A 13533-nucleotide genomic window follows, 5' to 3' on the forward strand; every position below is an offset into this window, starting at 1 on the left:
CTCCTAGGCAGCGGCTCGGTTGGACTGACCCGCAAGCAGGCGCGCGGTGTATTCGTCGACTTCGCTGGCGGCGATTCGGCGTAGGCGACCGATCTGGACGGAGACGACTTCATTCGTCTTGATCAGGCGGTACATAGTGGTCCGCCCTACGCCGATGCGTGCTGCCGCTTCCTCAGGCGTTAGAAGCACGCGTTCGGGCATCTTCCGCGCGGGCTCCGGTGGAGCGTCCGGAGCGCCCGGAAGACCGCTACTGGTCAGCAGCTCAGTCAGTCGAGCAATCAATGCAGCCACTTCGGCGGCCTTGTTTGTCATGGGTGAATCCGTTCTGTGAGGGTGGTGGTGTCCCTGTCCGGGCGGTGCGTGGTTGGCGGTTCGAGCCGTCCGGGTGGGCCGGTGTTGCCCGCTGTGTGTGCGGGCTGGTGGGGGATGCGGGTTTCAAACCCGCAAACCCGCAACTGGGGTGTGGAAGGTCTGTGAGCTGCGGTGATGTGGTGCGGGTTTGGGTTGTGGGCAAACCCGCGTCAAACCCGGCGCAAACCCGCAGGCGGGTTCAAACCCGCGACGGGCGTTCTGGCGTGGCTAGGCGGGTAGCCGCGGTTGATGGCTGTCGTCTTGCGTGTCGTCTGGCCCGGGCTGCTGCTGGTCGGTGCGGGTTTCGACCCAGTAGACGAGGGCGTTGGCGTGGCTGTCTTTGACGGAGCGCAGGACGTGGTTGCCGTGGTAGCGGCCGATGTGGCCGGTGAGCAGGCGGCCGATGCTTTTGACGGAGGGGATGCGGCCGTTGTCGTCGGTGAGGAATGCTCCTTCCCAGCGGTCGACGGGTTGGCCGTTGACGACGTCGATTTCGGCGGTCTGGCAGAGGATGCGGCTGGTGACGCGTCGGTCGCCGTGCAGTTCGTGCCAGCGGGCGAGGAAGGCGTTCCATTCGGTGTTTTCGTCGTCGGTGTCGCGCATGTCGTCGAGGTTGTCGAGGAAGCCGTCGATGCCGTGGTGGGCGAGGAATCCGCCGGCCGCGCCTGCCCAGCTGGTGAACTGGCGCATGGTGTGGCCGCTGCGTGGTGCGCCTGCGTTGATCCAGTCCATGACCAGGATGAGCAGGTGCCGTAGCACGGTGACGCGGTTGGCCGGGTTCTTGAGCCAGGTGTCCAGGTGCGGGATGCCGAACCGGGTTTGGTCGCGCTGGTCGGGGTGCGGGTCGTTGGGGTCGAGGCGGACCAGCACGGTGCGGGTGGCCATGTCGCCGCCTAGCCGGATGTTGTTGCCGGTGGCCAGCCAGAGCCGGTTGTTGGCCGCGGTGAACCCGGCGCCGGAGGAGCCGAGCATGCGGGCGGACCAGTGCGGGCTGGTGAGCAGCTGGGCGAGCACGGCGGAGGACACGACGGTGCCTTCGGCGACGTTGTCCCACAGCATGATCGGCGCCGGGCTGTGCAGGGCGCTGGTGATGGCCTTCTCCAGCTCGGAGTCATCGCCCTTGCGCCAGACGAGGTTTTTGCTGCCGTAGAGGTAGCCGGGGATCTCCGCGAGCAGCGTCTTGCCTGAGCTTTGGGTGGTGGCGGAGATCAGGCCGAATGGGGTTAGGCATCCGAGGTAGGGGCGCAGGATCGGCGCCACGAGCAGCGCGAGGTGGTTCGCCTGGTCGGCCGGGGCGACGAAGGGGAAGTCGCACAGCAACGTGTCGAGCACGAACGTCAGGGCGTCGGTGACCTCCTGTGTGGTGGGCGTGGCAGGGATTGCCGGCATGGGGGTGGTGGGCGCGTAGTACAGGCCGGTGGCGGTGTCGTATCCGCTGGTCTGCAGCAGGCTGCCGTCCGGGCGCAGCACCGGTGAGGTGACGACGCCGGTCAGCGGCCGGACGTCGGGCCAGTAGCGCGAGGACAGCACCGCGGACAGTGCCGCTTTGGTGGGGCTGGTCTCCACCGGTTCGAATTCCTCGGTGTCCTTGTTGCGCTTCATGCGGTGGGTGAACGTGTGGTGGGCGAGCAGCCAGGCCAGCGAGGCGGCGGTGAGCGGTTCGGCGCGCACGGGCAGCGCTGCGCTGGTGGTGTGTGCGTGGTCGGTGGCGGTGTCGGCCGGGCCGGACACGCGGGAGAGGTGCACCAGCTGGCCACCGGAGACGTAGACGTCGGGCAGCGCGCCCTGGCCCAGGGCGGTGGTCAGGACACGGATGGTTTCGGCCTCGCCGCCGATCTCGATGGCCAGCCGGTCCGCGGGCGCGGTGTTGGCGGCCGGGCTGATCGGGCCGGTGTCTGCGGTGGCGGTCATGCTCGTGTCCTCCTCTCCGTCCTGCTGGTGGTGTGCGGGGTTGGCGGTGTGGTGCTCATGCGGCGGTTCCCTTGGTGCGTTCTCGGTAGGCGGCCTGTCGGCAGGCTTGGGAGCAGTGCAGCGGCCACCGGCCGGTTGGCGGCCGACGCAGCGGTGTGCCGCAACGGCATGAGCGGGTGGTGACGGAAGGCATGAGCTCGGGGCCGTCGAGCTCATGGGTTGCGTCACCGCGTGACGTTTGCGGCTCGACTGCGTGTGACGTTTCCGTCCTGGCCGCTTGCGTCACACGCAGTCGAGCCGCTTGCGTCACCTGCTGGCGTGCGTGGCCGATGAGCTGTACGCCAATCCATGCGGTGTAGGCGGGCGGGATGGCTTGGGTGAGGTCGGTCCACGGCATCCAGTCGATGCCCATCGCTTCCCGTGCCACGTCGGTGGGTACGGACGATGTCTGCCAGCGCGGTCTGCCGTAGACGGGAACGGCGGGGGTGCCGCGGTCGTGGTGGCAGGGCGTGCCGAACAGCGGCAGGTTCGACTCGAACAACCGGTGTCGTCGTACACCCAGGCGCAGCGTCTCACCGCAGATCGTGATGGGGTCGTGCATCGGTGCGCCGGGCACGTTCTCGATGACGTAGCCCCACGCGTCACCGCGTTCCACAGCCTTACGCAGCCTTGTCCGGACCGGGTCGAGCAGGTCCGGGTGGGCGTCACGCCGGTGCCGTGGCGTGGCTTGGGAGAACCTCTGGCAGGGCGCCGATGCCGCGATGACGTCGTAGCCGGACAGGTCGACGGTGAGCGCGTCAGCCTGGATGAACGGGAACGGGTAGTGCGGCTGGGGTTCGATGTCGACACCGGTCACGTCGAACCCGGCCGCGTGGTACCCGGCGGACGCACCGCCCGCGCGGCAGAACAAGTCGAGCAGACGGGGACGGTTCATGCGGCGCTCCTGATGTCGGGTGCTGGCCGTGGCCGCTTGAACCCGGACGCGAGGGCGTAGCGGATTTCACCGGCCGGGAGTCCGGCGTGCTGTGCGGCTTGTGCCAGTGCGGTTTCGACGCCTGTGCGGTCGATCCATCCGGCCTCGACCATCCCGGCCAGGCGTGAGGCGGAGCGGAACAGCTTGCGGTTGCGGCCGGTGTTGGGCTGCATCGCGGCCAGCTCGGTGCACGCGGACCGCAGCGCGGACGCGGCGTACCGGGCCGGTCCGTGGCCGTCGACCGCCACCACGGGTGCCGGCGCTTTCGCGGCCGGGGCCGGTGGGGTGGTGCGGTCGTGGCCGGTGCGGGTGAGCGCGTCGGCCAGCCAGTTCGGCCGTGGTGCGGGCGTGACGGTGTTCGAGGCGCGCCGGTAGGTGCCGGTCGTGCTGGTGGAGCCGGGCAGGATGACGTAGCCGCCGTGGGCTTTGATGTCGATCTGCCACCCGAGTCCGGTGCGGACGGTGTCGTCGCCCTTGCGGACGTAGCCGCGGCTGGACTTCCACCGGCCGGGTTCAGCGGTATACACCAGGTGCAGCCCGCTGCTGGGGGTGTCGGTGGCGAACGTGTCGGTGTCCAGGGCGGCGCCGGACAGGCTGGCCAGGGTGGCGTAGGTGTCGATGCCGTCGGCTGGTGGCGGTTCCCTGTCGGGCCAGGGCAGGCCGTTGAGTGGTTGGGCGGGCGCGGTTCCGCCGTGGGCGTCGAGGTCGACCGCGAGCAGCCCGGACACTCCGAGGTGGACGGCCCACACACTGGTGCGCCACCGGCTTGCCCAGCGGGTGATGACGTCGGTGTCGTTGGTGGCGGCCCACACGCCGTGGCATAGCGCGCCGTTGCCGCGTGCCAGGCACGGGCACTGGTCGGCGTGGTGGAGGTCGCCGTTGCGGCAGTCCGTGCACCCGGCCAGCGGGCGTTTGGTGCTGGGGTGCAGGGGCAGCACGTGCCACTTGTGGTGGGTGGCCAGCCACAGCGCGGCGGTGGCGGCGGTCTGCGCGGTCGGGTTCGCGGTCATGGCCAATCCCTTCTGTGCACGGCGTGATCGGGGTGCGTGCCGGGTGGGTCGAGCGGGGGTGGTGGGTTGTGGCGCAACGAGAAGCGAGGCACGGCCAGGGGGTGTGGCCGTGCCTCGCTCATGTGGGCGGCAGAGGGGTTGTGCCGCCGTGGTCGAAGGACGGCCCTACTACCCCGCGCGGGGTAGTAGGGCCTGCCAGTTGTGGTGGGCAGCTGGCGGGTGCGTGGTGGTTGCGGGTTTGGGTGGCGGGTTTGCGGGTTTCAAACCCGCACCGCCAGCCAAACCCGCACCCAAACCCGCACGGTGTTTCCGCAGATCAGCAAACCCGCGCCCACCGCGTTGCGGGTTTGCGGGTTTGTTTTCCACTCTGAAGAGAGGTTGTTGCAGTAGTGGTCACCAGCTGCCGGACCTCAAGATCTCCAGGTCTTCCGCGCAGGTCTCGCACAGCGGCGGTCCGAAGCACCTGGCCCTGTAGTTCGGGATGTACGGCGCGGCGGGTTCGGGTCCCTCGCCGACCCAGATGCCATGGTCGGGGGTCCACAACCACTCGATGGCCGGGGTGGCGAATTCGTCGCCGACATGGCCAACCACGTTGCCGTCGTCGTCCGCGACGCGGTAGCTGACGACTCCGGCCGGGTCGCGGTCCACCCTGGTGACGATCACAGGGTTGTTCGGGTAGTGGCCGAACAGGACCCGGGAGCCGATCGTGATCGGCCTGGGCTCGATCGGCGTGAAGGGCCGTGGACGGCTCATGGGCATTCCTTTCGGTGGAGGTGTGCCGTGTGCGCCAGCGCGCACGTGCTGCACATGACCTGGCCGGGTGAGACGGTGTTGCCGCAGCCTGGCGCGGCGCAGGTGGCGACGAACCCCGTCACGACCGTGCGCCGTTCTCGGACGCGGCGACGCACGCGGGGCAGCTGACGTTGCCGGACAGGCTGGGGAACCAGATCCGTTCGGGGTCGAGGATCTTGAGCCCGCACAGCGTGGTGACGCTGCCGTCCCACCAGGAGCGCGACTTCTTGATGTGCATGACCTGGCGTGCCATCAGCGGCCACCCCGCTTGATCGCCTTGCACGCCGGGCAGGTGACGGAGGTTCCGGTCCACCAGTAGCCGGTCTTCTCGACCTTGGTGATGGTCAGGCCGCACAGGGTGGTCGAGGTGCCGTTCCACCAGGACCGGGACTTCTCGATGTGCATGGTCCAGTTCGGCATCGTGATCGCCTTTCAGGCCAGCCGGGCCTGGCAGGGCAGCTGCACCAGCAGGGCGCCGACGGTGGTGTGCAGGGTCGCGGTGCCACCGCGGTTGGTGACGGCAGTGACGGTGACGATGAGGCCTCCGTTGAGTCGGATCTTGGTGTTGGGCGTGAGGTCGAGGACGCTGACGGTCTCCTGCATGCCATCTCCAGTCCGTCACTGTGAGTGACTGTGTGTGGGTGTGCGGAAGTGGCGCGGGGAGGCTGGCGCGGCCCGCGCGGAACTCGTGTTTTCGGGGTTTTCGCTGGTCGGGGGCGTGCGCCTCCCCGGCTCCCTGGTGGGGTGTTGGTGCTGCTCAGGTTGGGGAGTTGTGGCGGGGAGGCGGGTGGGGAGTCCTCCCCGTCCTGTGCGTGCCTCCCCGCCGTTCGCGGGGGTGGTTCCCTGCTCTACTCACCGTCGTTTCCGTCACGCTCCGCGATCGCCTGGTGGACGGTGGCGGTGCGGACGTGCATGACTCCGCTGGTCTTGTAGGGCTCGATGCCGGCGGTGGTGAGCTTGGCGGTGAGGTCGCCCGCGGTCATGCCCTCGTAGGTGGCGGGGTGCAGTTCGCGCAGCCGCTGGCGGATGACCTCCGTGCGGACGCGGACCTCCCCGCCCATGATCTGCGCGAGGTCGGCGAGGAAGTCCCGCGCCGGTGCGGTCTCGCCGGTGTTGCTGGTGACCGGAGCGCGCATGGCCTTGGCCCGGTCCGCGATGACGGTGGCCTCCTCACCGTCGATGAAGTGGGTGCGGACGGTCAGGCTGGACTGGCCGGGCGCGAGGGGCACGCCGTCCCCGGCGATGACGAGCGTGCCCTTGTCCAGGCCCTGGCGCAGCTTGTGCGGTGCGGCCCCGGCGTTGACGGCCTTGTCTCCCAACGCCATGCGGGACTCGGCCTCGGTGCCGAGCACGAGCGAACCGCGGATGTGCGCGCCTTCCCGCACGAGCTTGGGCAGGTTCTGATCAGTCGGGTTCTGCGTGCCCTGCCACAGGATCACGTTCACCGCGCGGCCCTGGTTGTGCAGCTTGCGGGCGGCCATGAAGTACCGAGACGTGCTCTTGCTGCCGCCGTACGGGCGCTTGTCGTCCCCGATCGCGGGGCACATGAACGCCTGCTGCGCCTCGTCCACCAGCAGGAACAGCGGGTGGAATCCCTCGCCGGAACGGGCGAGGTCGCGGGTGACGCCGTTCTTGTGCACCTCGGGGTCGACAGCGGCCAGGCGGCGTTCCATCTCCTCCACCCCGGCTTCGAGCATGTGCGTGGCGGCGATGACGTGCTCATCGGTCGGTCCGGCGATCATGGTGGTGGCCAGGCCGGTGAACATGTGCCAGTCGCCGATGCCCTTGAGATCGGCGATGCGCAGCTCCACCGTGGGATCGAGCGCGAGCCACAAAGCGAGCGCCCGAAGGGCGGCGGTCTTGCCCTGGTTGGACAGACCGGTGATGAGCAAATGCCGCTGTAGCAAGGCGATGGCCACCAGGTCACCGCGCAGGTCCTGTCCCCACGGCGCGCGGCCGGTGTACAGGTCGGCGGTGATGGTGTCGTCCAGCACGAGCGGCGACGGTCCGATCGGCTCGTCCAGGGCGCCGGGGTCGGCGATCCACAGCCGCACTGTGCGCGCGGCGGTGGGGATGGTGATGAACACCTCGTGTTCGTGCCGGTTGAGGTTCTCCGCCAGCCGCCGGTGGCGGTCGGTGATGTCCTTCGTGGACACACCCGAGGGCAGCGAGACTTCCAGCTCGACACCGCACCCGGCGAGCACGATCGGCGAGAGCATTCCCGCACCTGCGTCGCCCATGTCGTCGATCGCCTTGCGCAGCTCACGCACTCCGAGGTCACGCAAGGCCTTGACCACAATGGACGGTGTGATCGGCGGGGCGTTGTCGCGCACCTGGCGGGCGGGAGCGAGCCAGGTCGGGACATCGGCCTTGCGGCCGATGTTCCACAGCACGCCCAACCCGACCGCGGGCACCGCGACGGCCAGCGGCAGAGCCAGGACCGATGCCAGCCACACCAGCCACGCGATCGCGTCGACCACGGCCCGGATCGGGCGCAGGACCTGCGCGAACTCGCCGCTGGCGACGGCAAGGATGATGCCGAGGATCAGCAGCAGCACGGTGACCGTGACCAGGCTGACCGCCGCCGCGCGGGCGATCGCCACCGGGGCGTGCAGCAGGTCCTGGCGGCGGCGGTGCCGGCGTTCGCGTTCGGCCTCCCGCCGGGCCTCCCAGTCTGCGACCTTGTCCAGGTCACCGGCCAGTTCGGCCTGACGCATCATCCGTTCGTAGCGGGAGGAGGTCCGCGACTCCCACACCCGCCGCGCCACCTTCGCGGCACCGGCCGGGACGTAGACGAACACGTTGCGGCCCAACGCTTTGGCCACACGGTGCGTGCGCTCGTCACGCATCACTCGCACCGTGCTCACGGCCATGGTGCGGCTGGTGCGCAGCACCACGCCAGCGGCCTGCCGGGCGCGTTGCGCGGCAAGGCGCTGGTCCAGCGCGGCGGACTCCTCCGCGGACAGCACCTCACCCTCGATCGCGTGATCGGGCACGATCTCGCCGCGCCGCCCGGCGGGCAGTGCCGGGACGGCGCGGTGCGCGGACAGGTCGTACACGGTCGCGTCCGCGTCGCCGTCGTCGTTGTGGTCGGGCGTGGTGGTGTCCACGGTGCTCATCAGCGCACCTCCTCCGGTTGTGTGTCGTGGGTGGGGTCGTCGGTCATCAGGTGCACCAGCGCGGCGCCGAACCCGAGCACGATCACGGGCAGGCAGGACACGACGGTGGTGATCTGCCACGGGGCAACGGTCATACCCGCGGCTTTCATCAGGTGGTAGGCGACCTGTCCGCCCGCTCCGAGCACGAGCGCACCGAGCGCGGACCACTTCGCGAACGAGCGGGCCGTGTCCGAGCGAGTGCGGCCGGACAGCCACACCTGCAACGCCAGCGCCGCGTAAGCCTCCATGCCGAGCGGTAGCGTGATCGCTGAGTTGATCGTCCAGCCGTCCGCGATGCCGGGCAGCGGGGTGATCTCACCAAACCCGGTGAGCTTGCCCAGCTCGACCCAGCCACCCCAGATCGAGACGAACGCACCGAGCGCGATGAGCACGATGGGCCAGCGCCGCACCTGCGAGCGGGTCCGCGACCAGCCCACACGACGCCCTTGCGGCACGGTGTGCGCGGGTGTGTCTACGGCTGTGCTGACCTGCCCTGCGGCAATCACCGGGTCCTGATCGGACACCTGCGGCTGCGCCGGGAGAACCGGTGTGTCCGTGTCCGTGTCCGGCACGGTCGGCGCGGGCGACGCGTCCACGTCCGGCGCGGCGGGCGTGACCGGCGCAGGTGCGGCCGTGTCGAGATCTGCGGGCGCGGCAGCGAGCGCGGGCACCGAGTGCAACCGGCGCTCGTGCTCGGTGTCGCGGTCGCCGGTGTCGGTGTCGTCGAGCACGGCGAGCGCGGCACGGGCCTTCTTGGCCCCCACGCTGAACCTGTCCATCACACCGCGCAGCGACGGCTTCTCTCCCGTCTCACTGGCCAGCGCACGCACGCGCGGGATCAGCTCGTCCAAGGGCATGGGGTAGGCGCTGGTCATCAGTGGGCTCCCCTCACGAGAAGACGCGTCGAACGGGTGATCGAGCGGGCAGAGCCCCAGGCGGCGAGGCGCGGGACGTAGAGAAGTGCGAACGCGGCTAGCAGCGCGGGAATCCCGTACGCCAGCACCTGCGCCACCGGCTCATCGGGCAGCCCGGTCACGATCGCCCACTGTGTGGCGGCGATGCCGGCGGTGAGTACGAGCAGCTTCCACAGCAGCACCGCGAACACGACCGCGACACTGGAACCCAGCAGCAGCAACAACATCGGCTCGTTGGTCATCGTCCAGCTCCGTTCCTGGCGGCGGGCTTGCGGGCGGCGATCGCGTCGGCGGAGTACTGCGCGGCCAGCACACAGGCTTCGTCGTGCTCGGGGTGGGAGCGGTCGCGGGTGATCGGCCGCAGCAGGTTCACGCAGCGCTCGAACCAGGCGGCGACCTCACCCGGCTTGGCGTTCATCGAGGGGCAGTTCTCCGTCATCGCGGCCATGACATCGCGCAGTGACAGGCGAGTGGCGGCAAGGGGGTTGGTGGCAGGCATAACACGTAGGGGTCCTGTCTGTGAGGTGATGGGAGACCCCAGGCGGGCGGAGCGTTCGTGGCGGTTCGAGCCGCCCGGCCTGGGGTGGGATGTGGCGGTGCGGGAGGAGAGTCAGGGCAGGTACCCGAGCTTCAACGCTTCGGTGTGCGCGGCCTGGATCTCGCCGGTGGTGCAGTTGCGCTCGATCGTGTGGCGCTTGCGGGCGGCGGCTTCGGCCGCTTCCAGGTGATCGCGGTGGCCCGATCCGCTCAGGAAGTCCGCGTGGTGCTCTTCGCGGATGGCCCGGATCAGGTTGATGACCTTGTCCTGCCGGATCGACTGTGACTGCATGGCGGTGCGCCCTTTCCGTGCTGTGGATGGACTTCACGGTGGGGTGTGGTGAACGCGCGGGCGGTGGCGTGCGTGACGTATTCGTCCTGGACGCTTGCGTCACTGGCGGTTCGAGCTACCCGCCGCGCTATGAGCAGTGGCAGCGCTTGCAACAGGTCTTGCAACGTGAAGCGACCGGGCCTGCACAGTTACAGGCATGGTCGGGCGCGGCGGTGGGGTTGTTGAACATCGTGAGGTCTCCTTCCTGGTCAAGGTGCTTGAGCGCGGCGGTGAGCAGCCGGCCACCGCGTCATCACCAGCCGTCGGCGCGACGACGTCGGGCAGCTGGTAGAGCGCGGCGGTGGTGCGGTGGCCGGTACGTGCTTGGCGGTTCGAGCGGCCCGCCGCGCGGGTGGCGCTGTGGCAGTGATCAGTCCTGCTGCCGTGGTTGCCACTGCGCAACGGCGTCGCGTTCCATCTGCGCGATGCGCTGGCGGATCACCTTCTCGGCGGTGTCGGTTTTCGCGGAGTTGGCGATCTCGGCGAGCACTCGGCGCAGTTCCTCAACTGTGCTCACGGCGTGCTCCTACTCCCAGACGTTCTTGGCCTGGTTGGTCTTCCTGTCCTCCGCGCAGGAGCGCCAGAGTTGGCACTCCGGGGCGCCGCAGGTGACGCCGTCGCCGTAACGGCCCAGGCGGATGCGCTTGCCGCAGTGGCGGCCGTGCTTGCCGGTCGGGGCGGTGCAGTGGGTGGCGCTGGACTTGGTTCCGAGCTTGTTGAGGAGAGACACTGGGCATGCCCTTTCTCGGTCTGCTGATCGGGTGGGGTGGTGGAACCTGGTCCGGCGGGGCGTACTTGGCGGTTCGAGCCGCCGGACCAGGGCGAATGAGAGCGTGGTGCGGCTCAGGAGTCTTTGCCGGTGCGCAGGTCGGCAATCCACTGCATCTCGTGGTTGATCTCGTTGCGCGCCCACGCCTTCAGGTGCGGCTGTTCGGCCGCGATGCGGTTGAGGATCGCGATCGTTTGCCGTGACCAGACGATGTTCGCTTGGGTGGAAGAGCCGCGGCCGGGCCGCTTGCGCTTGTGGTTGCGGTACTCGTCTTCGATAGCCGACACGGTGAACCTCCTTGGTGTGCAACAGGGACGTGAGGAGCTCGGGGCGAAGTCAGCGGGATCAGCGCGGCTTGGGGGCCTTGGACGGGCCGCACTTGCAGCTAGGGGCACCAACAGGGCTTCTTCGTCTTGCCCTGCTCGGCCCTCTTGTGGCCGCATCGCGTGCACCAGTCGATCCCTGGACGGGACATGGTCGGGTCCTTCCTGTTCGGGTGGGGTGGTGGAACCTGACCCGGCAGGGCGTGAGTGGCGGTTCGAGCCGCCAGGGCAGGGCGAAGTCAGTGGCGCCGACCGGGCTCGGCCGGGCATCGGTACTCGTAGGTGCCCGCATGCACCCGGACCGGTTCACCGAAACCGGGGATCGACCAGCACCGTTTTGAGGTCACAGCCGTCGCGGCAGTCCTGCACGGTCTGGGTGGGCACTCGCACGAACGACACGCTCATCAGGCCACCGCCCGGACCGCGAGCGCGCTGAGCAGGGCCACCGGGTCGAAGACCATCCGGCCGCCCTCGAAGCTCTCGCCAGTCCTGTCGAGCAGTTCGATGACCTGAGCAGGTTCGAGGTGGTCCCACACCCACACGGTCTGACCGCCCACGACGCCGTACGCGGCAATCTCCGCGTAGCTCTTCCGGTCCACCACCTGCACCGCAGCGTCCAGTGCCAGCGCCCACGACGCCACCGCGTCAGTGATCTCCCGCAGCCGGGCGGCGTACCCGAGCTGCAGCGACACCAGCAGGCCATGACCGCTGCGGTGACACACTTCCGCGTTCACCACCGCAGGAGCGTCCGGGTGCTCACGCAGCACGCGCGCGGCCAGTTCGAGCAGACCGACCATTTCGTTCATCACGCAGCCTCCATCACGTCAGTGGTTTCGTTGCTCTCACAGGTGATCTCGAAGCAGGGCCAGCACTGCCGCGTGCTGGTCGGCACCACGTACAGGGGGTCTTTGCCGCACGTGCGGCAGATCCGGCGGGCGAGGTTCGCTTTCGCCAGGGCGGTCCATTTCGCGGGTGTCATCGGCCGGACCGGCAGCGAACGGCTGATCAGGTAGAGGCTGGCGAACCAGCGCTTCTTGGAACGGTTGTGGCGCCCGTACAGCACCGCCACCGGGTCCTGTCCGCCCGGCCGTCGCCCGATCGCACGGAGCTGGCGGTAGGTGGCCAGCTTGTCCCGTGGCGCACAGCCGTGGGACAGCAGCGGCAACCCGTCGTGCGTGCCGCGTGTGTACTGCGGCGCGTCCGACCACGGCACCGCGGCGAGCACCCACGGGTACTGACGGCGGCCCACGGCTACAACACCGCCAGCACGACCAGGGCGACGCCCACCAGCAGCAAACCGGCCATCAGCAGATCAACAGCCCGCCGCACAGCGGTGTACTTGGCCCGCACGATCACCGACAACCGGCACACGTCCACCGCCACCGCGGTCGCCGGCATCTCCGCGTCGAACTGCTCCAGCAGCTCAGACGGGCGCTCCACGAAGCCCGCGAAGTGCGGGAAGCCGTACCTGTCACCCACGCGGAACCTCGGACGCACCGCCGACAACAGCAGCAGCACGCTGAGAAACATCGGCAGCGCGGCCAGCCAGACCAGCACTTCAGCCACCACCGGAAGGCCCCGCGTCGTCAGCGCGACCACACCCGCCAGGAACCCGCCGAACAACGGCAGCAACAGCGCAACCTTGGTGTCCGCGCGGCGCAGCTGGTCTGCCACGTCCGCCTGCGCCTGCTCGACACGGGCCAGGACCTGTTCGCTGTACCCGGCCATCAGGCCACCTCAGCCAGCGTGTGCACACCCGACACCGGCGCACCGGCCTTGTTCGCGGCCGACCAGAACGCATCGGCCCGCCGCTGCGCACGCTGCCACCGGCTGTAGGCCAGCCTCGTGCGCTCCTGGGCGTCGAGGTGCTTGCCCATCACGTTGCCGAGCGCAGCCCGGTAATCAGCACGGCCAGGCCGCTCCCGAACCAGCTGACTGATCGAGGCGACCTGCGTCGCCAGGTGGAGCATCGACTTACGTGCCTTGAGGTAACCGGCGCAGGCCTGCTCCTCGGCCAGACGGAACGCAGCCAGCGGGGACACAATGCTCTTGATCTCAGGCATGAAAGAATCCTTTACGTTTGCAAATGATCGAGGGAAGCGCCTACCTGCGGAAACAGACGTCTCCGCAGTAGTCGCAGACCGTTGGGTCCCGGAACCTCACCGGCCCGACAAGCCGCGGACGATGAGGAACCGGCACTCGAAAACGGTCTTGAGCGCTCTCAAGGGGTCAGCCTCGGCCGTAGATCTCCCGGCATCGGCGTCCAATGCCTCACGTCGCTCACCGCGCAGCACGCTGCGCAGGTCGTTGCGGGCTATCGCCAGGCCGTGAGGCCCGACGTGCTGCCAGGGGTGCAGGTTTTGCTGACCCTGTTCAGTTGTCAAAGAACATGACCGGCGACGGTGGCGTCCGGCCTGGCAGCCCGGTCCTGCGCGTCGAGTCGCTGAGTTGTGCTTCGCGTTGC

General features: G+C 69.1%; 20 protein-coding genes. All 20 read right to left on the reverse strand.

What is annotated here, in order from left to right; translation table 11 throughout:
* Positions 1-3: 3 nt before the first annotated feature.
* Positions 4-312, reverse strand: coding sequence for a helix-turn-helix domain-containing protein (locus tag C8D87_RS43695; RefSeq protein WP_112232458.1), 309 nt, complete (start codon positions 310-312; stop codon positions 4-6).
* A 267-nt stretch (positions 313-579) separates the two neighbouring features.
* The gene (locus C8D87_RS43700; RefSeq protein ID WP_215732663.1) at positions 580-2262 is read right to left on the reverse strand and encodes a hypothetical protein; all 1683 of its coding nucleotides are present in this window, start codon (positions 2260-2262) and stop codon (positions 580-582) included.
* Between the two features lie 55 nt (positions 2263-2317).
* Positions 2318-3196: a DNA cytosine methyltransferase gene (locus C8D87_RS43705; RefSeq protein ID WP_112232460.1), complete on the reverse strand. Its 879-nt coding sequence runs from the start codon at positions 3194-3196 to the stop codon at positions 2318-2320.
* A complete protein-coding gene (locus C8D87_RS43710) occupies positions 3193-4245 on the reverse strand; it encodes a bifunctional DNA primase/polymerase (RefSeq protein ID WP_112232462.1) in 1053 nt (350 codons plus the stop codon). Before C8D87_RS43710 ends, C8D87_RS43705 begins: the two co-directional genes overlap by 4 nt.
* A 393-nt stretch (positions 4246-4638) precedes the next feature.
* Positions 4639-4998, reverse strand: a complete 360-nt coding sequence (locus C8D87_RS43715) for a hypothetical protein (RefSeq protein WP_112232464.1) — start codon at positions 4996-4998, stop codon at positions 4639-4641.
* 118 nt (positions 4999-5116) lie between these two features.
* Entirely contained in the window at positions 5117-5290 is a 174-nt protein-coding gene (locus C8D87_RS46585) for a hypothetical protein (protein WP_170166803.1), read from the reverse strand.
* A complete protein-coding gene (locus C8D87_RS46590; protein WP_170166804.1) occupies positions 5290-5457 on the reverse strand; it encodes a hypothetical protein in 168 nt (55 codons plus the stop codon). The genes C8D87_RS46585 and C8D87_RS46590 overlap by 1 nt, the downstream gene beginning before the upstream one ends.
* Before the next feature lie 12 nt (positions 5458-5469).
* Complete coding sequence (locus C8D87_RS46595) at positions 5470-5640, reverse strand: hypothetical protein (protein ID WP_170166805.1); 171 nt, start codon at positions 5638-5640, stop codon at positions 5470-5472.
* A gap of 245 nt (positions 5641-5885) precedes the next feature.
* Positions 5886-8156: an ATP-binding protein gene (locus C8D87_RS43720; RefSeq protein ID WP_215732664.1), complete on the reverse strand. Its 2271-nt coding sequence runs from the start codon at positions 8154-8156 to the stop codon at positions 5886-5888.
* Complete coding sequence (locus tag C8D87_RS43725) at positions 8156-9070, reverse strand: ABC transporter permease (RefSeq protein ID WP_112232466.1); 915 nt, start codon at positions 9068-9070, stop codon at positions 8156-8158. Before C8D87_RS43725 ends, C8D87_RS43720 begins: the two co-directional genes overlap by 1 nt.
* Complete coding sequence (locus tag C8D87_RS43730; RefSeq protein ID WP_112232468.1) at positions 9070-9351, reverse strand: hypothetical protein; 282 nt, start codon at positions 9349-9351, stop codon at positions 9070-9072. Before C8D87_RS43730 ends, C8D87_RS43725 begins: the two co-directional genes overlap by 1 nt.
* Complete coding sequence (locus C8D87_RS43735) at positions 9348-9548, reverse strand: hypothetical protein (protein ID WP_146772093.1); 201 nt, start codon at positions 9546-9548, stop codon at positions 9348-9350. The genes C8D87_RS43730 and C8D87_RS43735 overlap by 4 nt, the downstream gene beginning before the upstream one ends.
* 171 nt (positions 9549-9719) lie before the next feature.
* Positions 9720-9938: a hypothetical protein gene (locus C8D87_RS43740; RefSeq protein WP_112232472.1), complete on the reverse strand. Its 219-nt coding sequence runs from the start codon at positions 9936-9938 to the stop codon at positions 9720-9722.
* Positions 9939-10347: 409 nt separating this feature from the next.
* Positions 10348-10494, reverse strand: coding sequence for a hypothetical protein (locus C8D87_RS46600; RefSeq protein WP_170166806.1), 147 nt, complete (start codon positions 10492-10494; stop codon positions 10348-10350).
* 9 nt (positions 10495-10503) lie between these two features.
* A complete protein-coding gene (locus tag C8D87_RS43745; RefSeq protein WP_112232474.1) occupies positions 10504-10707 on the reverse strand; it encodes a hypothetical protein in 204 nt (67 codons plus the stop codon).
* A 113-nt stretch (positions 10708-10820) separates the two neighbouring features.
* The gene (locus tag C8D87_RS43750) at positions 10821-11033 is read right to left on the reverse strand and encodes a hypothetical protein (RefSeq protein WP_112232476.1); all 213 of its coding nucleotides are present in this window, start codon (positions 11031-11033) and stop codon (positions 10821-10823) included.
* Positions 11034-11473: 440 nt separating this feature from the next.
* Positions 11474-11875 carry a hypothetical protein gene (locus C8D87_RS43755; protein WP_112232477.1) on the reverse strand — a complete coding sequence of 134 codons (402 nt, stop codon included), beginning with the start codon at positions 11873-11875 and terminating at the stop codon, positions 11474-11476.
* Positions 11875-12318: an RRQRL motif-containing zinc-binding protein gene (locus C8D87_RS47300; RefSeq protein ID WP_215732665.1), complete on the reverse strand. Its 444-nt coding sequence runs from the start codon at positions 12316-12318 to the stop codon at positions 11875-11877. The genes C8D87_RS43755 and C8D87_RS47300 overlap by 1 nt, the downstream gene beginning before the upstream one ends.
* Before the next feature lie 2 nt (positions 12319-12320).
* Positions 12321-12797, reverse strand: a complete 477-nt coding sequence (locus C8D87_RS43765; protein WP_112232479.1) for a Pycsar system effector family protein — start codon at positions 12795-12797, stop codon at positions 12321-12323.
* Positions 12797-13132 (reverse strand): hypothetical protein, encoded by a 336-nt coding sequence (locus C8D87_RS43770; RefSeq protein WP_112232482.1) that lies wholly within the window; start codon positions 13130-13132, stop codon positions 12797-12799. The genes C8D87_RS43765 and C8D87_RS43770 overlap by 1 nt, the downstream gene beginning before the upstream one ends.
* Positions 13133-13533 lie beyond the last annotated feature (401 nt).

Origin of the sequence: Lentzea atacamensis, from assembly GCF_003269295.1 — a bacterium.
GTDB lineage: Bacteria > Actinomycetota > Actinomycetes > Mycobacteriales > Pseudonocardiaceae > Lentzea > Lentzea atacamensis.